The organism is Lysinibacillus sp. GW823-FHT02G10, from assembly GCF_058797135.1.
The window spans coordinates 1227640-1252200 of the sequence record NZ_JBXAJI010000001.1; the positions used below are offsets into that span (position 1 = coordinate 1227640).

The 24561-nt window shown below is 36.8% G+C and carries 27 protein-coding genes and 1 riboswitch; of the genes, 24 read left to right on the forward strand and 3 right to left on the reverse strand.

Annotated features, from left to right (window positions below):
* The first annotated feature begins 100 nt into the window (after positions 1 to 100).
* From nikA to AC1RFD_RS06455, 14 genes are all read left to right on the forward strand, one after another.
* Positions 101 to 1717, forward strand: coding sequence for a nickel ABC transporter substrate-binding protein (gene nikA / locus AC1RFD_RS06390; RefSeq protein ID WP_066036744.1), 1617 nt, complete (start codon positions 101 to 103; stop codon positions 1715 to 1717).
* Between the two features lie 71 nt (positions 1718 to 1788).
* A complete protein-coding gene (nikB, locus tag AC1RFD_RS06395) occupies positions 1789 to 2742 on the forward strand; it encodes a nickel ABC transporter permease (protein ID WP_115673607.1) in 954 nt (317 codons plus the stop codon).
* A 2-nt stretch (positions 2743 to 2744) separates the two neighbouring features.
* Positions 2745 to 3554 carry an ABC transporter permease subunit gene (locus AC1RFD_RS06400; protein WP_492474644.1) on the forward strand — a complete coding sequence of 270 codons (810 nt, stop codon included), beginning with the start codon at positions 2745 to 2747 and terminating at the stop codon, positions 3552 to 3554.
* Between the two features lie 13 nt (positions 3555 to 3567).
* Positions 3568 to 4338: an ABC transporter ATP-binding protein gene (locus AC1RFD_RS06405; protein WP_269898459.1), complete on the forward strand. Its 771-nt coding sequence runs from the start codon at positions 3568 to 3570 to the stop codon at positions 4336 to 4338.
* Between the two features lie 9 nt (positions 4339 to 4347).
* Positions 4348 to 5154: an ABC transporter ATP-binding protein gene (locus AC1RFD_RS06410; protein WP_492474645.1), complete on the forward strand. Its 807-nt coding sequence runs from the start codon at positions 4348 to 4350 to the stop codon at positions 5152 to 5154.
* A gap of 190 nt (positions 5155 to 5344) precedes the next feature.
* Positions 5345 to 5710 carry a DUF2089 domain-containing protein gene (locus AC1RFD_RS06415; RefSeq protein WP_004229931.1) on the forward strand — a complete coding sequence of 122 codons (366 nt, stop codon included), beginning with the start codon at positions 5345 to 5347 and terminating at the stop codon, positions 5708 to 5710.
* A gap of 12 nt (positions 5711 to 5722) precedes the next feature.
* Positions 5723 to 6109 (forward strand): SHOCT-like domain-containing protein, encoded by a 387-nt coding sequence (locus tag AC1RFD_RS06420; protein WP_016991732.1) that lies wholly within the window; start codon positions 5723 to 5725, stop codon positions 6107 to 6109.
* A gap of 9 nt (positions 6110 to 6118) precedes the next feature.
* A complete protein-coding gene (locus AC1RFD_RS06425) occupies positions 6119 to 6400 on the forward strand; it encodes a hypothetical protein (protein ID WP_048392756.1) in 282 nt (93 codons plus the stop codon).
* Between the two features lie 370 nt (positions 6401 to 6770).
* Positions 6771 to 6948: riboswitch (cobalamin riboswitch) on the forward strand.
* Between the two features lie 118 nt (positions 6949 to 7066).
* The gene (locus AC1RFD_RS06430; RefSeq protein WP_004229925.1) at positions 7067 to 7291 is read left to right on the forward strand and encodes a glutaredoxin family protein; all 225 of its coding nucleotides are present in this window, start codon (positions 7067 to 7069) and stop codon (positions 7289 to 7291) included.
* On the forward strand, positions 7288 to 7647 hold the full coding sequence (gene nrdI, locus AC1RFD_RS06435) for a class Ib ribonucleoside-diphosphate reductase assembly flavoprotein NrdI (protein ID WP_048392755.1): 360 nt from the start codon (positions 7288 to 7290) through the stop codon (positions 7645 to 7647). Before AC1RFD_RS06430 ends, nrdI begins: the two co-directional genes overlap by 4 nt.
* On the forward strand, positions 7644 to 9737 hold the full coding sequence (gene nrdE, locus AC1RFD_RS06440; protein ID WP_054550167.1) for a class 1b ribonucleoside-diphosphate reductase subunit alpha: 2094 nt from the start codon (positions 7644 to 7646) through the stop codon (positions 9735 to 9737). Before nrdI ends, nrdE begins: the two co-directional genes overlap by 4 nt.
* On the forward strand, positions 9725 to 10693 hold the full coding sequence (gene nrdF, locus AC1RFD_RS06445; RefSeq protein ID WP_004229921.1) for a class 1b ribonucleoside-diphosphate reductase subunit beta: 969 nt from the start codon (positions 9725 to 9727) through the stop codon (positions 10691 to 10693). The genes nrdE and nrdF overlap by 13 nt, the downstream gene beginning before the upstream one ends.
* Positions 10694 to 10705: 12 nt before the next feature.
* Entirely contained in the window at positions 10706 to 11143 is a 438-nt protein-coding gene (dut, locus tag AC1RFD_RS06450; RefSeq protein WP_048392753.1) for a dUTP diphosphatase, read from the forward strand.
* A 145-nt stretch (positions 11144 to 11288) separates the two neighbouring features.
* Positions 11289 to 12137 (forward strand): stalk domain-containing protein, encoded by an 849-nt coding sequence (locus AC1RFD_RS06455; RefSeq protein WP_115673609.1) that lies wholly within the window; start codon positions 11289 to 11291, stop codon positions 12135 to 12137.
* A gap of 84 nt (positions 12138 to 12221) precedes the next feature.
* Here AC1RFD_RS06455 and AC1RFD_RS06460 read toward each other — a convergent pair whose 3' ends face one another.
* On the reverse strand, positions 12222 to 12713 hold the full coding sequence (locus tag AC1RFD_RS06460; RefSeq protein WP_048392750.1) for a PaaI family thioesterase: 492 nt from the start codon (positions 12711 to 12713) through the stop codon (positions 12222 to 12224).
* 307 nt (positions 12714 to 13020) lie between these two features.
* Between AC1RFD_RS06460 and AC1RFD_RS06465 the strand changes: the two genes are divergently transcribed.
* Positions 13021 to 13617 carry a hypothetical protein gene (locus AC1RFD_RS06465; protein ID WP_403018811.1) on the forward strand — a complete coding sequence of 199 codons (597 nt, stop codon included), beginning with the start codon at positions 13021 to 13023 and terminating at the stop codon, positions 13615 to 13617.
* 111 nt (positions 13618 to 13728) lie between these two features.
* Here the strand turns inward: AC1RFD_RS06465 and AC1RFD_RS06470 are convergent, their stop codons facing one another.
* Positions 13729 to 14115, reverse strand: coding sequence for a hypothetical protein (locus AC1RFD_RS06470; protein WP_054550170.1), 387 nt, complete (start codon positions 14113 to 14115; stop codon positions 13729 to 13731).
* A 192-nt stretch (positions 14116 to 14307) separates the two neighbouring features.
* Here AC1RFD_RS06470 and AC1RFD_RS06475 point away from each other — a divergent pair, with 192 nt between their 5' ends.
* The 6 genes from AC1RFD_RS06475 to AC1RFD_RS06500 all read left to right on the forward strand — a co-directional run bounded on the left by AC1RFD_RS06475 (position 14308) and on the right by AC1RFD_RS06500 (position 20153).
* Entirely contained in the window at positions 14308 to 14802 is a 495-nt protein-coding gene (locus AC1RFD_RS06475) for a DinB family protein (RefSeq protein ID WP_048392745.1), read from the forward strand.
* 47 nt (positions 14803 to 14849) lie between these two features.
* Positions 14850 to 15404, forward strand: a complete 555-nt coding sequence (locus AC1RFD_RS06480) for a GNAT family N-acetyltransferase (RefSeq protein ID WP_016991743.1) — start codon at positions 14850 to 14852, stop codon at positions 15402 to 15404.
* Between the two features lie 14 nt (positions 15405 to 15418).
* On the forward strand, positions 15419 to 16180 hold the full coding sequence (locus AC1RFD_RS06485; RefSeq protein WP_103118142.1) for a glycosyltransferase: 762 nt from the start codon (positions 15419 to 15421) through the stop codon (positions 16178 to 16180).
* 193 nt (positions 16181 to 16373) lie between these two features.
* Positions 16374 to 17318 carry a serine hydrolase domain-containing protein gene (locus AC1RFD_RS06490; RefSeq protein ID WP_492474646.1) on the forward strand — a complete coding sequence of 315 codons (945 nt, stop codon included), beginning with the start codon at positions 16374 to 16376 and terminating at the stop codon, positions 17316 to 17318.
* A gap of 330 nt (positions 17319 to 17648) precedes the next feature.
* Entirely contained in the window at positions 17649 to 18215 is a 567-nt protein-coding gene (locus AC1RFD_RS06495) for a TetR/AcrR family transcriptional regulator (RefSeq protein ID WP_054550174.1), read from the forward strand.
* A gap of 57 nt (positions 18216 to 18272) precedes the next feature.
* On the forward strand, positions 18273 to 20153 hold the full coding sequence (locus AC1RFD_RS06500) for an alpha/beta fold hydrolase (RefSeq protein WP_492474647.1): 1881 nt from the start codon (positions 18273 to 18275) through the stop codon (positions 20151 to 20153).
* Positions 20154 to 20826: 673 nt separating this feature from the next.
* Here the strand turns inward: AC1RFD_RS06500 and AC1RFD_RS06505 are convergent.
* Complete coding sequence (locus tag AC1RFD_RS06505; protein WP_048392734.1) at positions 20827 to 21714, reverse strand: LysR family transcriptional regulator; 888 nt, start codon at positions 21712 to 21714, stop codon at positions 20827 to 20829.
* 118 nt (positions 21715 to 21832) lie between these two features.
* On the opposite strand from AC1RFD_RS06505, the gene AC1RFD_RS06510 reads away from it, so the two are divergent.
* From AC1RFD_RS06510 to AC1RFD_RS06520, 3 genes are all read left to right on the forward strand, one after another.
* Positions 21833 to 23230 (forward strand): MFS transporter, encoded by a 1398-nt coding sequence (locus AC1RFD_RS06510; RefSeq protein ID WP_492474649.1) that lies wholly within the window; start codon positions 21833 to 21835, stop codon positions 23228 to 23230.
* Between the two features lie 549 nt (positions 23231 to 23779).
* Positions 23780 to 23980, forward strand: a complete 201-nt coding sequence (locus AC1RFD_RS06515; RefSeq protein WP_407716998.1) for a site-specific integrase — start codon at positions 23780 to 23782, stop codon at positions 23978 to 23980.
* A gap of 274 nt (positions 23981 to 24254) precedes the next feature.
* A complete protein-coding gene (locus tag AC1RFD_RS06520; RefSeq protein ID WP_288582435.1) occupies positions 24255 to 24452 on the forward strand; it encodes a site-specific integrase in 198 nt (65 codons plus the stop codon).
* Positions 24453 to 24561: the final 109 nt, after the last annotated feature.

A 24561-nucleotide genomic window follows, 5' to 3' on the forward strand; every position in this document is an offset into this window, starting at 1 on the left:
TTTTCTGTCCTTATTCTTTTTTAGAATAAGGTTTTTTTATGCCTTCTCTTCTTCAACAAGTAGATGTATTTGTACTACGAATAGAGATAGGAGACAGAAAATGAGATTGACAAAGTATTTACTTCCTTTCCTGCTTGTCCTGACGTTCAGTTTACTTGCTGGCTGTACAGGCACGGATGAAGAAAAGGAAAAGACCTCAGCAAACCAAACAGATGAAAAAATAATAACGATTGGCTGGCCATTAGATGTCGGTCCATTGAATCCTCATACATATTTACCGAATCAAATGACTGCCCAAGCAATGGTTTATGAATCCTTGGTGGAATACAATGATGATGGTACTGTTACGCCTAAGCTCGCCGAAAGCTGGGACATCTCTGAGGATAAAACTTCGTATACTTTCCATCTAAGAAAAGACGTGAAATATTCAGACGGCACTGCATTTAATGCAGATAATGTCATTCGTAACTTTGACGCCGTTTTAGCGAATCGAGACATGCATTCTTGGATGGGCATGGTTAACCACATGAAAGAGGTTGTAAAAGTAGATGATTTTACAATTCGTCTGCAATTGGATGAGCCTTATTATCCAGTCTTAAACGAACTTGCCTTCGTCAGACCTTTCCGTTTTTTAGGGGATAACGGATTCCCAAAGGATGATATGACGCAAGATTCTATCAAAGCACCGATTGGAACAGGCCCTTGGGTATTAACTGAATACAAAAAGGACGAATATGCATTATTTAGTCGCAATGAAAACTATTGGGGAGAAAAACCACTAGTTGAACAAATAAAAGTAAAAATTATTCCTGACTCAGAATCTATTTCATTAGCATTTGAAAACGAAGAATTAGATTTAATTTATGGGCGTGGCATTATTAGTTTAGATAACTATACGTATTTAAAAGACAGTGGCAAATACAAAACTGCTACCTCTGAGCCTTTATCTACGAAAGCACTGCTATTCAATACACAATCTGGTCCATTATCTGAGCTAAAGGTACGTCAAGCCATTCAATATGCTATTAATAAGGAACAAATGGTCGACAGTATTACACATGGTACGGAAAAAGTAGCGAACACATTGTTCTGGGATGCGATTCCTTATGCCAATATAGATCTAGCACCTATTGTATACAATCCAGAAAAAGCCCAACAATTGCTAGATGAGGCAGGGTGGTTATTACCTAAGGGTGAAAAAATTCGTTCAAAAAACGGACAGCTGTTGTCTTTAGATTTGATTTACATTGCATCCGATGCAATTCAAAAACCAATGGCAGAATTAATGCAAGGTGAACTCGCAAAAATTGGCGTTCAGTTGAATTTAGAAGGGGCAGATGTAATGGTCGGTCTTCAAAAATTGATGGATGACCAGGTGGATATTAATTTCTGGCGTACCAATGGACCACCTACAGATCCACATAGCTTTGCAAATGAATCAGCTACACCAAATGCTAGTGGTGTGTACGAGGCGAAATTAGGCCTAGCAAACGCCAAAGAAATCGATACGAAAATTCACCAATTATTAGTAGGAACAGATGAACAGGAACGCGTGCAGCTTTACACGAATATTTTAACGATGTTTCATGACCAGGCACTCTTTTACCCTATTTCTTACGAAACAAATAATGTGATTTATCAACCATCTCTAAAGGATTTTGCACCACGTGCATCTGAATATGATATACCTTATGCACAAATGGCTAAAGAAAAATAAAAGTGGAGGAGAGAGTGTGTCTAGCAGAGACAGCTCTCTCTTTATCATAGGATTGAGTAGGAAGTGACAGCATGTATGAATCAACATGGATCTTTTGTTTAAAAAGAATTTTAACATTGCCCTTTGTCTTATTAGGCGTTTCCATCCTAACCTTTGTATTTATTCGTTTTGTTCCTGTAGAGCCTGCTGAAGTCATACTACGTTTGGCAAGGGTTGCGCCAACAGAGGAAGCCATTCAGGCATTACGTGAGGAACTGGGAACGGACAAGTCGTTTTTTCTTCAATATTTGCTATGGGGAAAGGGCATAATCCAGCTAGATTTTGGAACATCTTTTGTTAGTAAATTACCTGTGGCACATGAACTATTCGTGAAATTACCCGCAACCATTGAATTAGCTATTGCTGCGTTTATCCTCATTTTAGGGCTAAGTATTCCATTCGGAGTAATAAGCGCATTGTATAAGCACACCATCATCGATAAAATCATACGATTCTTTAGCATATTGAGTGTGTCGATTCCAGCCTTTTGGTTAGGTTTCCTATTACTCTATTTATTTAGCTTAAAATTAGGACTCTTTCCGACAAACGGGAAGGGCACACCTGCTCATTTAGTTTTACCCGCCTTCGCACTGGCGTTACCAACAATTGGATTATTCGTTCAGCTTATCCGTTCAACCATCCTAGAAGAATTACAGCAGCAATATGTTCAATATGCACGGCTAAGAGGATTAAAAAGCTCCGTGATTCTTATCCGTCATGTTTTGCGAAATGCTGCTATTCCCTTGACTTCCTTGCTAGGCATGACCCTTGGCAATCTTTTAGGTGGAGCCGTGATTGTGGAGCAGGTTTTTAGCTGGCCCGGACTCGGCAGGTACTTAATAGAATCCATTATGAACAGGGATTATCCAGTTGTACAATGCTATGTGTTAATTATTGCGGTTATCTATGTGCTTGCCAATTTATGTACAGATATATTGCATCGTTTATTGGACCCTCATCTAATGATGAAGGGTAGGAGAGATTAAAAATGAAATTTGTACGAACAAAAAGTGTCAACTTAACAGGATTAATCAGTCTATTCCTCCTTGTCATTACTGGCTTATTAGGACTGTTGGCGCCAATTTTAATGCCACACGACCCTTTTGCTGTCGATATTGCTAAGAAATTTTCAGTCCCGTCTTGGGACTATCCATTAGGTACAGATCATTTAGGAAGGTGTATCTTGTCACGCCTTCTTTTAGGTATTCGTTATTCTTTAGGTGCAGCGCTCATCATTCAGCTAGTCGCTATTGTTTTAGCTATCCTACTGGGTGCTTTTGTAGCGTTGAAAAGAGGATTAATTGATTTTCTTTTTATTCGATTATGTGATATTTTATTAGCCTTTCCGACACTCGTACTTGCATTTGGGCTGTTAGGTATATTAGGTCCTAGCTTAAAAAATGTTTTAATAGCGCTCATTTTCACACAGCTTATTTATTATGCAAGAATGATCCGAGGTTTGTTTATTGGCATCAATGAGAAAGACTTTGTTCAAGCTGCTAGGATAACGGGCACTACAGGTATCCAATTAATTAGACGCCATTATATACCCAATCTATTGCCATCTATTGTCACGATTGTCGCATTAGATATCGGGAAGGTGATTTTAGAAATTGCAGGCTTTTCCTTTATCGGACTTGGGGTGCAGGCACCGATTCCAGAATGGGGCATGATGATCAATGAAGGAAAGCAATACATGAGACAGCATCCTGAATTAATGCTTTATCCAGGACTTGCCATCATCCTTGTTGTGTTATTGTTTAATCAATTAGCAAATCGTTTAAAAAGGCTTGACTAGGAAAGGGGAAGTTATGGAGAAAGTTTTAGAAGTGATAGACCTCACAGTCAAAATAGGGGAGAAAAATATATTAACCTCTATCAACCTGACAGCTTATAAAGGGCGAGTCCTAGGAATTATCGGGGAAAGTGGCAGTGGCAAGTCTATGCTTTGCCATGCCATCATGCAAACATTACCGTCCTTTGCCCATGTCAGCCAAGGGGAAGTACTCTATCTGCAAGAAAATTTATTAAACGTTTCAGCTACTAAATGGAGAGCTTATCGTGGCAGACATCTTTCGATGATTTTGCAAAACCCACCCGCTGCATTTGATCATATTCAAACGATTGAAAGTCATTTTCGAGAAACATTAAAAGCACACTTTAAGCTTACAAAAAAAGAAATGAGACAGATCGCCCTTGATGCTTTGAAAAAAGTTCATTTACCTCAGCCAGAGCAGCTCTTGTCCTACTATCCTTTCCAGTTAAGTGGAGGCATGCTACAGCGAGTGATGATTGCTCTGTCAATGGCGATACAGGCCTCCCTCTACATCGCAGACGAGCCTACGACTGCTCTGGATACCATCAATCAGAAACAAGTATTAACACTATTTAATCAAATTCGCTCAGAAACAGATGCTACCATACTCCTTGTCACGCATGATTTAGGTGTCATTGCTGAGCTTGCGGACGATGTGGCTGTGATGTATCAAGGAGAAATCGTTGAGCAAGCAAATGTTTTTGATTTTTTTGATGCGCCTCAGCATCCCTATACCAAGAAACTTTTACAAGCGAGAATGCTATGAGGTGATAAAATGACGCTACTAGAAGTAAAAAATATTGAGAAATACTATGCGCAAAGACCATTTCTATTCAAACGAGGACAGGAAGCCCCTGTATTAGAGAATGTGACATTTTCACTTCAGGAAGGAGAATGTCTTGGCATCGTCGGTCAAAGTGGTTCTGGAAAAAGCACATTAGGGCGCATTATTTTAGGGATTGAACGACCAACAAACGGAGAGCTGATCTTTCAAGGTGTCAATTTATACGAAGCACCCAGCAAAGAGAAAAAAATGATACGAAGAAATTTACAGGCTGTTTTTCAAAATAGTTATCATTCATTTAATCCAAAACAGACGATTTTCGAAATACTCGAAGAACCGTTTTTGAATTTCGAGCATTTTAGCAAAGCAGAGCGACAACAGAAAGTAAGGGAATTACTAGACTGTGTAGAGTTAGAGTGGGCAATGGCTCAAAACTATCCCTCACAGCTAAGTGGGGGACAGCAGCAACGAGTCAACATTGCTAGAGCTCTTGCATTAAAGCCGAAACTGATTGTTTTAGATGAGGCCATTAGTAGTCTTGATATGATTTTGCAAAAGACGATTATAGAGCTACTGCAAAGACTTCAAAAAGAGCTACAGCTTGCTTATCTATTCATTTCACATGATTTACAGGCCACACGTTTTATGTCAGATCGCATCCTTGTGATGCAGCATGGTCAGCTAGTGGAGGAGATAGGCAAGGGTGGGAAATATCAGCACCCCGCTTCACAAGCGTTATACAATGCAATTTTGCCATCACACCCGCGGGAAAGAAAAAAGAAGGATAGACCCAATTAAACAGAAACGCCATTTTGAGAAATTAAAAATGGCGTTTTCTTAATTTTTAAAGCAATATAGAAACAAAAATAAATAAAATTAATCAAGATATTAATTTTATTTATTTTTTAATTAAAATTATTAATTTTATTATTTACATCTTTAATTTCTTTATTATATAATCAGCTTAACTTAAAGGAAGGAGTTCACTATGGCTTATCAAGTAATCACAAATTGTCCTGTCTGCAGTAAAACATTAAAAATTACGAAGTTACAGTGTTCTCATTGTCACACGACCATTGAAAATGAGTTTGAATTGTCGAAGCTAGCATCCTTATCACAGGATCAGCTTCATTTTGTGGAAGTATTTTTAACCTGCCGAGGAAATATTAAAGAGGTTGAAAAGGAACTGGGGGTTTCGTATCCAACAGTTCGAGGCAAGCTAAATGATATTATTTCATCCCTTGGCTATGCTCAAAAGAAGAAAAATGAAGTAGATGAGAAAAAAATTGTAAGCATGCTTGAAAATGGCGAAATCACAACAGATGAAGCCATAAAGCTCTTAAAAGATGAATAGGGAGGAACGACCATGAAAGAGGAAATTACAAAAGTTTTAACGATGATTCAAGAGGGCAAAATTGATGCGGATAAAGGATCAGAGCTGATTCAAGTGCTACAACAGAAAGAAGAATCAGAGAATAAATTTGTGGAAAAAACAAAGTATTTAGATAAAACGTTAAAGGTCCGTGTTGTATCCACCGAAAATGATAATGTCACGGTAAATTTACCAATTAAACTTGTCAAAGCCGTATTGATGGCAGGACACAGCATCGCTGCAAGTATTCCGCAATCGGAAAAATACGTAAAAGATATCGACATCAATCTTCTTCTTGAAGCAATTGAAAATGAACTAGATGGACAAATTGTAGATATAAAATCAGCAAACGGGGATTCCGTTGCAGTCTTCATTGAGTAGAGGCGACGAATGATGCATGTAAAAGTGAAAGCAAAAGACGTTCGCTTTACCGTCCCTGTTCCCTATACTGTGCTAACCATTGTCCTCTCCATTTTAACTTCTAAATGGATACAGCAACAAGCCAATAAGTGGACAAAGGCATACTTCGATAAAAAGAAAATAGACTTTACCTTTCCCCTCATCGACAAAGAAATGCTAAAGCCGATTATCAAGGAACTACAAAATTATAAAGGACTTGTGCTAGTCGATGTCAAAGCTCAGGACGGGACTGAGGTTAAGGTTAGACTATAATCCCAATGATAGAATGGTAAGAGCATGTTATGATAAAAGCATGCTCTTTATTAATGTAATGAGCATCATTTGAAATGGGTAAGAGATGATCATTATTTCAGGACTTACGATAGAGACAACTATTTTTCAATGGTACATAAAATAGAAGATTTCTTTAAACTCAAATTAGAATTCTAGATCCATTTTAATAGAAAATCACGTACATCGTTAAAAATAGATTTTTGATTTGGGTATAAGTGATTAGTGGTAATCTATTTGGAACTACATAATTAAAAATACTGAATAATCCAAAAATAAAGAAGTTTAGAATCTTGATTTACTTTTCATTTGAAGGATGGTACACTTAAAACTATTGAACAACAACTATATATTGTGTTCGTTTTACAAAGGTACTACTACATGTAGTTTAAAAGGGAAGTTCGGTACAATTCCGACGCTGTCCCCGCAACTGTGAAGCTGACGATGATTGCAACCACTGTGCATTTGCATGGGAAGGGAATCAGAGAATGAAGCAAAGCCAGGAGACCTGCCTTTATAAAACAAATTTATCATTTCTTCGGGGATTAAGAGATGGGAACGTCAGTATTTTTGGTATGTTAACGTTTCCATTTAGCCTATCTCTCTAGAGGAGATAGGCTTTTTTATTTTATGAAAAGAGGGATTTCTATGAAACTTTATACGAAAACAATTTGTCCAAAATGCCTTTGGGTAAAATCTGAACTACAACGTGCAGGACTTGAAGCTGAAATTGTTAACATCGATCACGATGAACAAGCAAAGCAAACGATTATTGACGCAGGTTTTTTAAGTGTGCCTGTTTTAGAGATGAATGAAACTTTTATAGGAGATGTTCAGGAAATTGTTTCTCAAATTGAGTTGATTGCCCTATGATTGTTTACGCGAGTCGTACAGGTAATGTCCGAAATGTTGTATCCAAATTAAAGGCAGAATGTATCGAGCTCTCGGAAGAATTGCGATTGAACAAGCCATATCTCTTAATTACCTACACAGATGGTTTAGGTGACATTCCAGCAAAGGTACAACGTTTCTTAGAAAAAAACAGGGATTTTTGTAAAGGAGTAGTTGCCAGTGGTAATAGTAACTTCGGTCATCATGTATTTGGCGCTGCTGGTGAGAAAATCGCTGCTACCTATCATGTACCCTTAGTAAGGAAATTAGATTTACGAGGTAATCAAACGGATTACGAAGCAATACAAACGTTTTATGAAACGAGGGTAATGAGATGAAAACCTATTTAAAGCTTAATAATGACGTACTGAATCGTTATAGTACAACTGGATTACTTGAGTTAGAAAAGGACCGCGAAGCTACGCGCCGCTACTTTTTAGAGTATGTTAACGTACGTTTGCGTTATTTTATAGATATTGAGGAAAAAATACGCTATTTAGTTGATGAGGGCTACTATGAGAAAGCATTTATCGACATGTACGAAATGGAATTTATTAAGAAGCTGTACAAGAAAGCCTATGATTATAATTTCCGCTTTCCATCCTTTATGAGCGCAAGCAAATTTTACGATAGCTATGCTATGAAAAGTCGTGATGGGGAAGAAATCTTAGAAAAGTATGAGGATCGTATTGTCATTATTGCTTTGTATTTAGCTCAAGGCAACACGGCTCTAGCAGAACGCTCTGTCGAAGCAATGATGGAAGCCTATCAGCCTGCAACACCAACTGCTTTAAATAGTGGTAAGAAAGCACGTGGTGAATTAGTCAGCTGCTTTAAATTATCAATGGATGACTCCATGAATAGTATTGCTGAAAATATTGGCTATTGTTTAGAGCTATCACGCCTTGGTGGTGGAGTTGGGGTCAACTTAACAGATTTACGTCCATTAGGTGATCCAATTAAAGAGATATTAAATCGTGCAAGTGGTGTCATCCCAGTAGCGAAACTGTTAGAAAATTCTTTCAGTTATTCTAATCAGTTAGGGCAACGAAATGGCTCAGGTGTTGTCTATCTAAATATTTTCCATGCAGACATAGAAAATTTCATTTCATCAAAAAAACCAAATGCTGATGATAAAATTCGCCTCGCTACCCTTTCAACAGGGATTATTATACCTAGTATTTTCTTCGAACTGATGAAACGTGATAAGGATATTGTTTTGTTTAGCCCATACGATATTTTTAAAGAATATGGCAAACGTATGTCTGAAATTTCTATTTCAGACATGTACTACGAGCTACTTGATAACCCTAAAATTCGTAAAATTAAACGTTTAAATGCACGAAAGCTTTACACAGAGGTGAAAAAAGCACAATTTGAATCAGGTTATCCGTTTGAAATCTTTGATGATAATGTCAATAAGGTACATCCTTTAAAAAATATTGGACGTGTCAAAATGTCCAATTTATGTACAGAAATCTTACAAGTACAAGAGACAAGTATCATTACGGACCAGGATCAACCAAATGACTATGGATTAGATGTATCGTGTAACTTAGGTTCCATCGATATCCATGCAGCAAGTAAAGTCAATGATTTCGGCGCATTAGTCGATACAGCCATGCACCTATTAACGAATGTATCGCAAATGACACACATTAAGAATGTTCCGTCTGTTGCAAAAGCCAATCAATTAATGCATTCTGTAGGGCTTGGCTGTATGAACCTCCATGGGCATCTCGTGACAGAAGGCATCCTGTACGGCTCAAAAGATTCCATTGATTTCATGGATCACTTTATGGAAGCGATGAACTATTATTCTCTGAAATCTTCGATGGAAATGGCGAAAGAAAAAGCTGCAACCTTCTACCGATTTGAGGACAGTGATTATGCATCAGGTAGCTATTTTGACCAATATATCAATAAAACTGAAGAAGAACTATCGCCTGCTGTGTTGAAGGCGCTTGGCAATATTCCAATCATCACAAACAAGATGTGGGAAACGTTAAAGCAGGATGTAATGCAGTACGGTCTATTCCATTCCTATCGTTTGGCTATTGCCCCAACTGGTAGTATTTCATATATTCGTAGCTGTACGGCTTCAATCGCACCATGTACAGAGCGCGTAGAGGTTCGTGATTACGCCGATAGTAGAACCATTTATCCAATGCCTCATTTAACAAATGACAATAGTCATTTATATGTGGAGGCGTATGATGTAAATCCGTATGATTTAATTGATTTATATGCAGCTTCTCAAAAGCACGTTGACCAAGGTATTTCCATGACGCTTTATGTAACGGACAATTGGACAACCGAACAATTGGCTAAAGTATACATTTATGCGTGGATAAAGGGCATTAAGTCTGTTTACTATGTTCGTCAACGATTACAAAGCTTAGAGGAGTGTGTAGCATGTCAAATATAATATATGAGGCAGTCAATTGGAATAAGGCAACAAGTGAGCTTGCCCAAATATTTTGGGACCAGCAATGGAAGCAAATTTGGTTTCCAGAAGAAATTGCGGTCAGTAAAGATATTAAACAATGGAAAAGCTTTGAGCATCAGGACACATATAAAAAAGTATTTGCAGGATTAACCTTACTGGATACTGTACAAACAAATATCGGGATGAATCGTGTTGCTGCTTATACAGACGATTTACAGGAAAAGGCTGTCCTAACCGTTTTTGATGCATTCGAGGCGATACATGCCAAGTCCTATTCTTATATTTTCACAACGCTTTGTACAAACGAAGAAATCGACGAGCTATTTGAATGGGTCAAGAAAAATGAATTTCTACAGTATAAAGCCAATAAAATAGCAGACATTTATAATAGTATTGAAGAAGGCAATCCAGAGAGCTTATGGAAAGCGATGTTTTCATCCGTTATGCTTGAATCTTTCCTGTTTTATTCTGGCTTTTTCTATCCACTATACTTAGGAGGACAAGGCTTCCTACGAAACAGTGCCGAGATTATTTCACTCATCTTGCGCGATGAATCTATCCATGGGGTAGCAGTTGGATTTTTTGCTCAAAATTTATTCAAGCAATTTTCAAAGGAAAAGCAAGAAGAGCTACATTTATGGGGCTATGAGCTATTATTAGATTTATATCAAAATGAAATGAAGTATACAGATGATATTTATGCGGAAACAGGATTATCACCTGAAGTTCGAGCATATGTACGTTATAATGCTAATAAAGCTTTAATGAATGTCGGCTTTGAAGCCATGTTCCCAGAAGAGGAAGTCAATCCAATTGTGATGAATGGTATTCGTAATGAAGGTTCCACATATGATTTCTTTTCACAAAAGGGTGCTACCTATGCCAAGGCAAAAGTTGCGCCGATCACAGATGACACATTCAATTTTAATCGTTAAGGATGAAGAACAATGAATCTAGAAGTAAAAATTAAAAAAGTTCACGCTGATGCCATGCTACCGATACAAGCCAACCCTGGTGATGCAGGCATGGACCTCTATTCCATAGAAGCAGTAGAAATCCCAGCAGGCGTAGCCAAACTCATTAAGACAGGTATTCAGATTGAGTTACCTAAGGGAACGGAAGCCCAAATTCGACCAAGAAGTGGACTAGCATTAAAGCATAGTGTAACCGTACTGAATAGCCCAGGCACTATAGATGAAGGCTATAGAGGCGAAATCGGTGTTATTTTAATCAACCATGGTCAAGAACCATTTATCGTAGAAAAATCAATGCGCATTGCTCAAATGGTTATACAATTTGTTCCTTCTATTCAATTAGTGGAAGTAGATGAATTATCTCAAACGGTCCGTGGAGAATCTGGATTTGGTGCAAGTGGTACGAAATAGCGTACCTATATATAAACCGCATAAAGTTTACTTAAAAATCCTGCGAAAATGCAGGATTTTTTTGTTACCGTTGCTAATAGCAGAAGGAAATAATAGGGTACATATGGAATGAAGTAATGATAGCGAATTAAAGGAGCTAATAATCATGAAAAAAATATGTTCAGGTATTTTCCTTATGTTGATTGTCATTCTTACATCTATCACAACTGCTACAGCAGCTAGTAGTCAACTAAAAGTGGACGGTATGACAGTACAAACGGATGTGAAGCCCGAAATAAAAAACAATCGAACAATGGTACCTTTACGCGTGATTAGTGAAAATTTAGGGGCTAAGGTGCATTGGTCGGAAGGGCAAGTGATACTGACCCAAAGTGAGATGAAAGTCAGTTTAAAGTTAAACAGTAGTAAAGCCACCGTAAATGGAAAAACGGTATTATTGGATGCAAAGCCATACTTAAAGAATGGACGCACCATTGTACCATTACGTTTTCTAGCAGAAACCTTTGGCTGTAAAGTTCATTACGATCATTTAACGATCTCAATCGATACAGAGCCATTGATGATTAAGGGTGTGGAAGTGAAAGCATTACTTCATGAATACCACATGACAATGGGGGGAGTAGTCGAGCAAATCAATGGCAATGCCTATATGGAAGAAATGCACCGTATATTTACTAAAAATATGGGCAAGAAGATAAAACAGCCTAACGACTACACCTGGTCTGTCCATAGCACCGTAATTGGGGGCTATTATAAAATGGGCCAATATGATTTCTTGAACAAGGAAGGTAGTAGCATAGCACGTTATGATCTCTATTCGTTGGTGCAATCTTCAGATAAACCTTTGACTGGACAGCCAGACGTGTTGATTTATGATGCCACTGTTGACAAATGGTATGAGTTTAACAAAACAGCCAGTGACTCTATTTATTCGTTAATGGAAACTGCCACGAGAAATGGCTTTGTGACAGTTATTAGTAATACAGTTCCTTGATTATATAATCCATTAAAAACGCAGTAGAAGAGCACATCTATAAATAAGATGTGCTCTTCTTATTTTTAGTGAGGATAAAAAATGCTAATCATTTTTATTTAGAAAAGTACTAGGCATGACTACAAGAACTACTGTTCCACGAGCACAAAGCGTATCCTGCGCGTAAACTTCAGTTTCTACTTTCCATTTTTTCGGGTGAATTTCCTCAACAGTGCCAATTGCCTTTAATGGAACATGTTGGGGTGTTGGCTTTAGGAAATCTACATTAAGGTTAGCCGTTACAAATCGAGGTGGCTCCGCTCCATCACCAATTTCATGTCCATTTTTACGATGCAAGGCAAGCGCTGCTGACCCTGTTCCATGGCAATCAATTAATGAAGCAATTAAACCACCATAGATAAATCCTGGAATACCCATATATTTTGATTCAGGTGTATAGATTGTAATCGTCTTATCACCATGCCACCCCGTGCGAAGATGATGACCATCATCATTCAAACGGCCACACCCATAACACCAAGCGATATCATCTGGATAAATATCTTGAATTGCTTTTTCTACTTTTAATTCTTCCATTCTTCTCTCCCCAATACTCTAGTATTATTTGTTTCTAATCGAACGTTAATCATTTAAGTATAATTAATCATTTCCATTCCATCAATAAAAATCTAAATATTCCATCTATTTAAACTATGTAAAAAAGCACTACCATAAAGTTGGACAAGTTTTATTAATGACAGATGGGGAGGGCTGGTATCAGGAAGAAGGAAAAGCTGCATAGCTTGTAAAACGCTGGCATGGTCAACAAAAGAAAGATGGTATACTAAGATCGTTACATTTTTCTTTTACCGTGCTGAAGAAGGAATTAAAGGAGTCAAAAGGTATGTCATTAGAAAATATAATCGATTGTATTTGCAAGGAAGCAACTAATAAAGACAGTAAAAAATTAGAAGAATTACTAGAGCAATTGTATGATTATGAAAGTGCTAAAATACTTGATATTTACCCTTATCAGATAAAAAGTAATGAAAAATATAGTCAAGTAGAAGTATTCTTCGATAAATTAGAGATGGTCGATTTCCAACAAAAAACGCAGGATTATCATTCGTACCAGAAAAGCCTTGAAAAATTCGAGAGATTTTTTGAATTGATGTGGTTAAAATCATCTGAATTTTATGCATTTTATTATTTACCAGATCCTTTATATAAGGATCAATTGTATTATAAAGTCTACGAGAATGAGTGGGGTAAAATTATACCTAAAGATCTTACAGAAGGAACTTTTGTAAACATTGATGAATACACAATGTTAAATTCACTAATAAAATTAGCTGTTTCGGACCATCTCCATTTACATTTTATTTTACCTGAGGAGAATATTGTATTTAGTGGGAATGGCTTAGCCTTTTTAATTTTCAGCCAACATAATCTTGAGTTATTAGAAAAGATCGCTAATACGGAGGGGCTCTATATCCGTTGAAAAAGTGAGAGAACATTCCCAGCAACATGAAGCTAGATAATATGAAACATACCCTAAAAAAATAGCAACAATCTATGTTTCTTACAGATCGTTGCTACAATTATTTAAAAATCATTTATTCTGCTCTCGATAATTAATGGCCTCTTTAAATTCATCGGTAGCTAGGATATTGTAGAACATATTTTTACTGTTTACGTTTGCTATTGTCCCAGTGATTGTATTATCAATCCATAGATAGTATTCATCATCGTTTAGTTTGATCTTATACTGCGGAGCAATTTCGTTATCGACCTCACCGAATTCTCTAGCTTTTTTAAATGTTTTTTCTATAATTTTAATATCTTTCGCATCGGAGATTTGTTGTAAAGTATCGGGTTGCACTTCATCGAAATTAATTAATTCTTGAATTTCTATCACCTCCGATGCTTCTTTCTGATCGTTACAAGCAACTAACGCTAAGGAACAAATCATTAACAACAAAAATGTTCTTATTTTCACCTTGTCTTCACCCCTTTTTGTTCAATCTAGTATATTCCCTTATGAACATTTCTTCAAACTGCAAAACCCTCGAAGTATTTACATATTCTAACAGTCTAAAAAAGGTTTAACCATAGCATAAAAACTTATTTGAGAGCTTTCCCCTTGAATGGAATTTATAGTATGCTGATTAAAAGGGAGGAGAGGGATTTTATGGTTAAACAATTGATTGTTGGGGATACAACACAGGAATTGGCTTCTACTCGTCGCATGCTGGAACGCTTGCCCGACGAGCATATGACATGGAGGCCACATGAGAAATCAATGACACTAGGAGGTCTGGCCACGCACCTAATCAATCTGCTAAACTGGCAAATGGCTATTTTACAGTACTTAGACTTTGATCTTTCCACCGTTCCGTTACGACGAGAGGCATTAGAAAAGCGAGCTGACATTCTGGATGAGTTCGATACAAACGTAAGAAAACTGGAAATGATGCTTACTGAATGTGATGAGAAAACGCTCGGAGAGGAATGGACACTACGTCATGGTGACCATATTATTCGCCAAGAGCCTCGAGCAATTGCGTTCCGCACCTTCGGATTAAGCCACATGGTCCATCATCGGGCGCAACTTGGGGTATACTTGCGACTTCTCGATATTCCAGTACCAGGCATCTACGGCCCCTCTGCAGACGAAGAAGCCTAGTAAACTACTTCCATGAATCGCTATTTAGAAAGGTATGAGGTGTTCGATTGACTAAGATAATGACGAAAACAGAACGATTAATTATTCGATTAATGGAAGAGGGAGATTACTCTTCTTGGCTTACGCAATATGAAAATCGTTTACCTTCCCAGCATAAATACGATGAAGGTAAATTAGATATGAGCATCTGTACGAAAGAATGGTTTCGTGATTTAGTTACTAAGCATCATCAGATGGCTGAGGATGATAAGGTGTATGTATTTGGAGTATTTAGAAAAACAGATAATACGCATATTGGGTTTGTAGACTTTTCCACAATTATGAGGGAAGAATTTCAATGGGCTAGGTTCGGGTATACCATTCATAACCATTTTTGGAGAAAAGGTTATGGTAAAGAGGCTGTAAAGGCAGCGATTGATCTAGCATTTGAAAAATTAAATTATCATCGAATAGAAGCTCATATAAACCTCGACAATACAGCATCTATAAAATTAGCAGAAAATGTTGGGATGCTTTATGAATGCACGAGGAAAGGATTCATATACGAGGACAACAAGTGGACTGATCAGCTGGTTTATTTTATAAATGCAGAAGACATTTAAAAGGGAGGAGCTGTATGTACGACATGGAGAACTCTTTAGAAGTGCAAAAGAAAGAGGATATAAAAATTTCAATAGTCATACCAGCCCATAATGAAGAAAAATACATTGGAAAATGCTTAGAATCTATTTTAAAGGCTTCCAAATCCTTTGAAAATCAAGTAGAGATTATTGTTGTTTTAAATCGCTGTACAGATAGAACAGAGGAAATTGCAAAATCGTATAATTGTATCCTACTAAAAAATAGCGATAAGAACCTTTCGAAGATTAGGAACGCTGGCGTTGATATAGCAAGAGGGGAAATCATCGTCACAATTGATGCCGATACACAGATGAACGAACATGTGTTATCGAAGGCAGTAGAGAACTTAATCACAGGTAAGTACATTGGCGGGGGCGTTACAGGAAAGTTTGAAAGAATGTCCTTAGGAATTTTTGTTTCAGCTTTGTTATTAATCGGACCAATATTTTTAAAATATGGTGCAATTTCTGTAGGCATCTTTTGGTGCTACAAAAAGGATTTTCAAGCAATTAATGGATTTAATGAAAATATGCTCATGGCAGAAGATGCCGATTTTGCTAAACGATTAAAAGATTGGGGAAAAAAGAACGGAAAAAAATACGGAACAATTCAAAATGGAATGATCACTTCAAGCAGAAAATTTGATAAGCATGGAGACTGGGTTTTACTTAAACGTCCTAAAATGATCCTAGCATACCTTAAAGGTACAGATCAGAAACATGCGAATGAAGCATATTATGAAAATGAAGATAGATAAAAAGAAACCGTAACGTTGATCGAACAAGGATTAACGTTTTTTTGTTATCACACTAGCTGGAAAAAAGAAAAGAATTGAATAATTTTTTATAATAAATTATTCTTTATTACATCAATATTGATGATTCATTTTAGCGAAAGGATGGGGATTGATATAGCTGACGTCAATGTGTCAAACCCTAACAATCAGAATGATGAATAACTTTGAAGATTTAATAGAAAAAGAGTATTCCAATATAGCAGGCATCGCTATTAGAAAAGATAATCATTTAATTTACGAAAAATATTTTGATGGGTACACCCCAGATGATGCTTTGCATATAGCATCTGTCACTAAAAGTATCATCTCCATTCTTATTGGAATGGCAATTGATAAAGGATATATAAAAAATATAGAACAGCATGTGGTAGATTTTTTTCCAAATTATATAGTGAAACGTGGCGAAAAAACCATTCAAAACATCACCATAGCAAATTTGTTGTCAATGACTGCACCCTATAAATACAAGTCAGAGCCTTATACGAAAGTATATTCAAGTGATGACTGGGTAAAAGCTGCATTGGATTTGCTAGGGGGCAAAGGTAGTATTGGGGTGTTTAACTATTCTACCGTTGGCACACATATTTTATCAGGTGTTCTTACAACTGCCACTGGTCAATCTGTTCTTGATTTCGCTACAGAAAACTTGTTTAAACCTCTTTCAATCAAAGCTCCCACAAATACAACTATACAAAATAAAGAAGACTATTTCGCTTTTCTGAAGGATAAATATGTCACTGGCTGGATAGTAGATCCTAAGGAAGTAAATACCGCTGGTTGGGGACTTACGTTAACAACCCGAGATATGGCCAAAATAGGTCAGCTCTATTTAAATGGGGGTGTATGGAACGGTCGCCAAATTCTTTCTTCTCAATGGATAGAGGACAGCACTAAATTACAAATTCGATCAGGAAAGCTGACCTATGGTTATTTGTGGTGGATACTTGATGATTGCTATGCAGCTTTGGGGGATGGTGGAAATGTAATATTCATAAATCCTCAAAAGAAGATGGTCATTTCGATTGCTTCGCGCTTTATGCCACGTGCCAAAGATCGTGTTGAATTGATTAGAAAACATATGATGCCATTGTTTGAATAACAGCTAGGGATAATAAAAAATTATGGTAAATACACTCCATTTTGATCATCATCAATCAAAATGGAGTTTTTATATTGAATAAAGGATATTAATGAATCAATTTTGTCAATCATCCTTAATGAGCATAAAAGCATCTACTTTATTGACTACAAAATAACATTACAAGCCATCCAAAACAGTTTTGGGGATCCGTTCAACTTTGTTCAAAATGACATTTTTAAAATCAATTAAAGTTTCGCATTTTTAATCAAAATTTTTTTAAACTAACAAAAATACTTGCAACACCCATTATAGTACTGTATAGTACTAATTATGACAAAGGTAAAATTAATGAATCAAAAACGTGTAATTGAAGTAGCTGCAACATTATTTTTAGAAAAAGGGTTTGCTTATACAAGCATGGATGAATTAGTTCGTGTAAGCAAAGTTTCAAAGTCTAATGTGTATTATCACTTCTCTAATAAGGAAGAATTGTTGGAAGGGGTCGTTGATTATTGGATTGAAATGTATCAATCTGCAATAGATGACTTACTATCTCAAAACCATTTATTAGTTGAAGATCGTATCAAACTATTTTTAAAGCAAATAACACAAGGAGTTCAGACGAGAGAATATAAGGGGAGCTGTCCATTTATTACCCTTTATATTCAAAGTCCTACAAATGCCACAAAAGTAAAAGAAAAAATAGGTCTTTTTTTTAAAGGCTTACAAACGAAAGTTTCTCTATTCCTTAAACAAGGGGTAGAGAATGGTGAATTTAGAAAGACAATAAATATTGACGAGGTTGCATCTCTTTTTATTACAAATCTTGAAGGAGCGCTATTTATTTCAGAAACACTGGAGGATGCAACTGTAATCATGAAAACAGCAGATCATTTGTTTAACTTGCTTCGGTAAAAGAAGCATTTTTTTTACATCAAATTAGTACTGCTCAGTACTACTAGGAGGATTTTTATGAGAACAGTATTTTTAACGGGTGGAACAGGTTTTATTGGAAAGCAATTAGTGAAGGAATTAGCCAAAGAGGATGTGAACATTCTTCTTTTAGTGAGGTCGAAAAGTAAAGCAACACACATTTTTCAGGAAAGAGGCATCTTAAAAGAGGAAAATATGCACTTTATTGAAGGTGATTTAACGAAAATAGACTTAGGTCTAAGTGCTGAAGATAAGGAGTTGGTATTGAAAACGGATGTGATTATTCACGCAGGAGGCTCCATGGATATTCAAGCGACAAACAAAGAGGCAACTTCTGTATTTTTGAATGGCGCCAAACATATTAGTGAATTCGCTAAAAGTATTCATCAATTGAAGGGCTTGCAGCAATTTATTCATGTTGTAGGTTACATGAGTCCCTTTGATGATAATAATAGCAAGGTTACGATAGATGTATTTAAAGAAGGAAACAAATTTTTAAAAATAAAAAATCCATATGAGAAAACAAAATTTTTAGCTGATCTTTATATCCGTCAACAGGCATCAGCAGTAGGTTATCCGCTGTCTGTCATTAATCCGCCAACTGTGGTTGGTAGTAGTAAAACAGGGAGTACAGAGCAGATAGCAGGATTAGGTTTGCTTGTGACAAGTATGCGAAGAGGGCTCATGCCAGTGATTCCGGGAGGTAAGGGATATAGGTTGCCACTGATTTCAAACGATGAGTTTGCGAAGTTTATTGTGCAGGTTTTCAAATTGGAGCAGCCGGCTATTCAAACATATACACTTGTTGATGACAAAGAGAACGATCCGAACATTGCTGAATTATTAAGTGTTATGTCGGAAAGTATGAATATGAGGGCACCAAAAATCTCTGTTCCAATGCCGCTTATGAAAACAATAATGAAAAGTGGAGTAAGTAAAATAACAAACATTCCTTCTGATGGACTGAATTTTATCACAAAACGAACATTTTCAAATGGTTCGGTGAAAACCATGAGGGGTGGAGATTGGTTTAAGAAGATGAGTGTCATGAACTTTTTCCCTGCCGTAGTAGCTGATCTGGATTATCGATTGATGTATCAAAATGGGGAGCATCATCATTTATTTGAGCGAACATTATGCGATAACAATACCCTTTACCAATTACACGGAGAGGGAAAACCGTTTATTTTATTACATGGTTTATTGAGTGATGGGGAGGATTTATTTCCTTTAGCGCATGAGCTTCATGAAAAAACGGGTCAACCTGTATGGATCTTGGATCTTCCAGGTTTGGGACGTTCTCCTTTTAAACGCGAGAAAAATCTTTTAAATATCTATTTGAATGTAGTAAAAAAGTTATTGGAGAAAGCTACTAACGGCGCCCATCTAATTGGCCATTCATTTGGTGCGTATATTCTTTTGGAAGCATTAGTACAAAAGTACATAGATAAGAAGTATACAATTACTTTACTTCAGCCACCTATTACTAAAAAAAATGCTAAATCGATAAATGTTCCTCAATTTATGAACAAATGGACATTGAAATTGGCAACTACTAATTTGATAGAGCGATATTTATTAAGTAATGGTTTATTTGAAAGTACAGAGAGCATCCCTGAACATTATATTGAAAAACTAAGTAAAAGTTTTACTTCTCCTAGAATTTTAAATACTACGGTTCAGCTTAACAGTTTACTAACGAAAAACGTTCAAGGTGATTTCAATGAAGTAACAAAGTATAATCTTCACATTATTTGGGGGGATTCTGACAGAGGCTATTCTGCTCCTTCACATCTGGGTAAGGTTGATTTTGTTCCATATGGTCATCATTTTCCTCTTAGCCATCCGAGTGAAACGGCTAATTTGGTCATAAAAAACAGTAATGCATTTGCAAAAGAAGCTGAGATCTTGCTTCGGTAAAACTACTATTTAGTGTCCTTTCTACAGGTAGCAGTGAAAATTACTGATATATTACAGCCGAAAAAGTATACACCTAACCAGTTGTCAAAATTTATTTGACGACTGGTTATTTAGTATTATTCTTCAGAATTGAGGAATCAAGAAGAACGAATTTAATAAAAGGAAACTCGATGCAGTATATTGTTTTATTTAAAGAAAATTCTTTTTTAGAGTATGGGGAAGACGAAAGGGACTACGAAATTATTCATATTCCAACAGAGACATTAAAAGAATTATTTGAAGATAATTCAAGATCTAATTGCATTTTTATAAAACGATTTAATAGATATCGAGGTGATTGAGGATTAATATCTTTTTCAATGAGCATTCGTAAATAATCGCCTATGTTCATTTGTCCTCTTATTGGATATGGCAGCTGAAAACAACTTTTTTATTATATGAAATGGGGAAACTATTTTTTAAAGTAATACTATCTTAGGCACCAATGTATTAAGTTTTTTTAACATATATTAAACTTTCATTCAACAATTGGGCCAGATTGTAGAGTAACTTCAGGGCATAACTTCTAACTAATAAATATACTATGCACGTTATTCGTTAGAAGTTATAATACTCAATTTAATTGTAGGTTGTTCCATAACCTCATCGAATCGGTATGAGTCATGCAATAAGATTAATTGGACTGGTTTGATATTGCCTCAAAATAGTCTAGAACTACCTTGCGGAATTCCAATGAAGCTTGCGTCATGTATCGACTTTTATGCCATAATAAAGCGATATCACGTACAAGTTCATGATCCTCAACTTGCAAATATTTAATCTTTTCCCATGATATTTTTGCTGTGCTTGGTATGAAGGCAAGTCCAATTTCAGCTTCTACAAGAGTGATCAAACGTGTAGGTTCATCGCCCTCATACACATATTTAAGGTCAATTCCAGCCGATTTGCATACAGCGTCTACTAAATCACGAGTGCCGTATCCTCTTTTCACACCGACAAAGCTTTCATCCTTAAGTTCTGTTAAACATACGCTACTTCGGTCTGCCAGCCGATGCCCATTAGGAACTGCAACAAGAATGGGATCAACAAAGACAACTTGACATTCGATGTCTTGCCCTTGAAAAGGAGAGGACGACAAGCAAAAATCGACTTCGCCTCGATGTAAAAGCGTGACCATTTCCAGTGTGGTCAGCATTTGCACATGAAATTGGATATTAGGACGTTTTTTACGAAACTCTCGCATAATCTGGGGCAAAGTGCTTGCTGTGGTTACCGCAAGCTTAAGTGTACCAGATTCTGCTCTGGACAAATCGCTTATCTCCTGCTTCCCCTGTTCCAACTCAAACAATGCCCTTTCCGCGCGACGAATGAATTTGTTGCCAAATTCATTTAATCGCAATTTCCTGCCTGTGCGATCAAATAAAGGTACCCCTAAATCTTCTTCCAGACGCTGAATCGTTTTGCTTAGCGACGATTGCGTAACGTGGAGACTTCGGGCAGCTTCGGTTACATGCTCTAATCGAGCTACCTCAAGAAAATATTGTAGTTGAAGAAGTTCCATTTCTTTTTCTCTCCAATCATTCCTTTTGGTCAATGATATCATAACTTTAAATGCGTTGGAATGAATGTAAAATTTCAAGTAAGATATCAATGTAACAAATATAAAGGGGGGGTAAAATATGAATTCTCGTAGCAGGTGGTTAATGATATCCGTTGGACTAGGAATATTATTAAACCCTTTAAATTCATCAATGATTTCTGTTGCTATTGCTAGGTTGCAACATGTGTATAGCATTGATTTTACTACTGTTTCCTGGATTGTTTTTTCATTTTATATCGCTAGTGCTATCGCCCAACCTGTAATGGGGAAAGCTAGTGATTTATTCGGTCGGAGAAAGATATTTCTGGCTGGTCTTGTTGTATCCTTAATTTCTTCTATTCTGGCTCCATTTTCTCCAAATTTCGGATGGCTTATAGTGTCCAGAATTGTACAATCAATCGGAACTAGTATGCTGATTGCAGTTGGAACAGCTATCGTACGCATTCATATTACAGAAAAGCAAGCAGATGCTTTAGCAGGTTTATCGATTTTCCTATCCGGTGCGGCAGCTATAGGACCTTTTGCAGGAGGAGTACTTATTCAATGGTGGGACTGGCCAGCGATCTTCATCGTCAATATCCCGTTTGTTGTGGCGAGCTTTATATTAGCTTGGAAAATGATTCCTAATGATGGATCGGCAGCAATTGTTTCACGTGACATGTCGTTTCAAAAATTACTGGGTGTGATTGATGTGCCAGGAATTCTGCTCTTTGCGGTGGGTCTGATTGCACTTCTAGTTGGCTTGCTGTCAGCGAAATCATCTGGGCATTTCTCTCTATGGAATGTCATTGTTGTGCTAATCGGGCTCGTTGCGTTGGGAATATTCGTACAACATGAGCTAAAAACAATGTCGCCATTTATTCCTTTACGCACCTTCGCCAAATATCCAGGGATGACTTGGGTCAATATACAATACTTGCTAGTTAACTTACTTTATTATTCACTCTTTTTTGGGATTCCATCATACCTGCAAATGGTGCGTCATGTCAGTGAATTTCAAACAGGGATTCTTATGTTAACCTTGGGCTTGAGCTCGATTGTAGCTTCGCCAATAGCAGGGAAATGGGTCGGTAAATCGGGACCAAGACCTGCATTGATTGTATCCTCATTACTGATGGTAGTGGGGGCAGTGTGGATTGTGACATGGACGCAAAGTTCACCAGTCATCAGTGTGTGCCTGGCGTTAGCCGCATTCGGTTTTAGCAACGGGCTAAACGCTGTTAGTATGCAGGCAGCTTTGTTTAAAAGCTCTCCAAAAGAAATTGCTGGTGTAGCATCTGGCCTATTTAATACATCGAGATACTTGGGAACAATTTTATCTTCACTGTTGACAGGTATCATTATGGGAGGTGCGTTCAACTTGACAGGATTCCGATTGCTGGGAGTTTTCCTAACGGTCATTGCATTGGTCTTAGTATTTATAAGTCTGCGATTCAGATATTCTGAGCAATTGGATGAACCGCGTACAAGCAATTAAAACAAAAAATAAAAATAGGAGTTGAATGTGACAACTGTTAGTATTAAGGAATGGTCCTCATGAGATCAAGCTTGGAAGGAAATGCAAAAGGATAAACAACCCCAAGATGAGAAAGTCATCCAGAAGTTGAATGCGAGAGCGCAAACTTTCGCCGCGAATACCCTTGGAAATGCAGGTCAAAAACGGTTATTCAATGGTTCAATAGAATGAGGATTACGACAAAAGAATTGGTTAATACTACATTTTAAATTCATTTCGTCTCACTATTATTAGTATACTTTTCAATGAAATATAACTTCCTATAATTTATATTATGTAAACTAAAATTATTTGGCGTGAAGAGGGCTTGGATAAGTCAACTACCCATTCTGAAGTTCCTTATAATAATCATGTGAACGATAACTCTCCTTTTTTACGATAATGGGATGATTTTGTACGGATAATAATTATTGTTTAATACGATATCTGGAGGTTTTATACTTGCAACTACATGCTGCCATTGATGAATTTATTTTGTATATCTAGATTGAAAAAAATTACTCAGTTAATATGGTTACGAGTTATGAATACGATTTACAACCCTTCTTAAGTTTTTTAAAGGATCATGGCTGTTCAACCTGTTTAAATGAGATTACCAAGTCCCAAGTACGTCGCTTTATCCAGTATTTATTAGGATCATTAAAACAAAAACCTCATTCGGTGAACCGAAAAATTTCTTCTTTAAAATCATTCACCAAATATTGTTTATAAGAACAATATTTGGTGAATGATTTTACGCGCGGGATTGAATCGCCAAAGACCGATGATAAGCTTCCTGTCTATATGACATTAACGGGATCTAAAGCAGCTATTTGACTATTTAGAACGCGCCCAATCACGTTTTTCAAAGCGAAATGAGCTAATGTTTAAATTATTAGCAACAACAGGTTTAAGACGTTCTGAACTTGTTTCATTAACATGAGAACAAGTTGCTCTGGTAAATGAAACGATTCGAATTGATGGAAAAGGAAAAAAAGAACGGATATTGCCCCTTCATCCACACTTAATACCGCTTCTGGAATCCTATAAAACTTCTTTAAGATCATATCAAATTTATCCAACAGAACCTGTTTTTCTAAATAAAAATCGTAAAGCATTAGATCCGCGGGGGTTACATGTCATCTTCAAAGATGTGCTGAAAAAGGCAGGCTTCCCACCTACCCGCTTTACACTGCATAATTGATGTTACAACAAAATAAGGAAAACGTGTTAGAGTGCCTTTTAAGCCCAATGAAGATGGGAAGATTAAAAAAAACACCATCCTTTCGTATAGTTCTACAAAAAGAATAGCG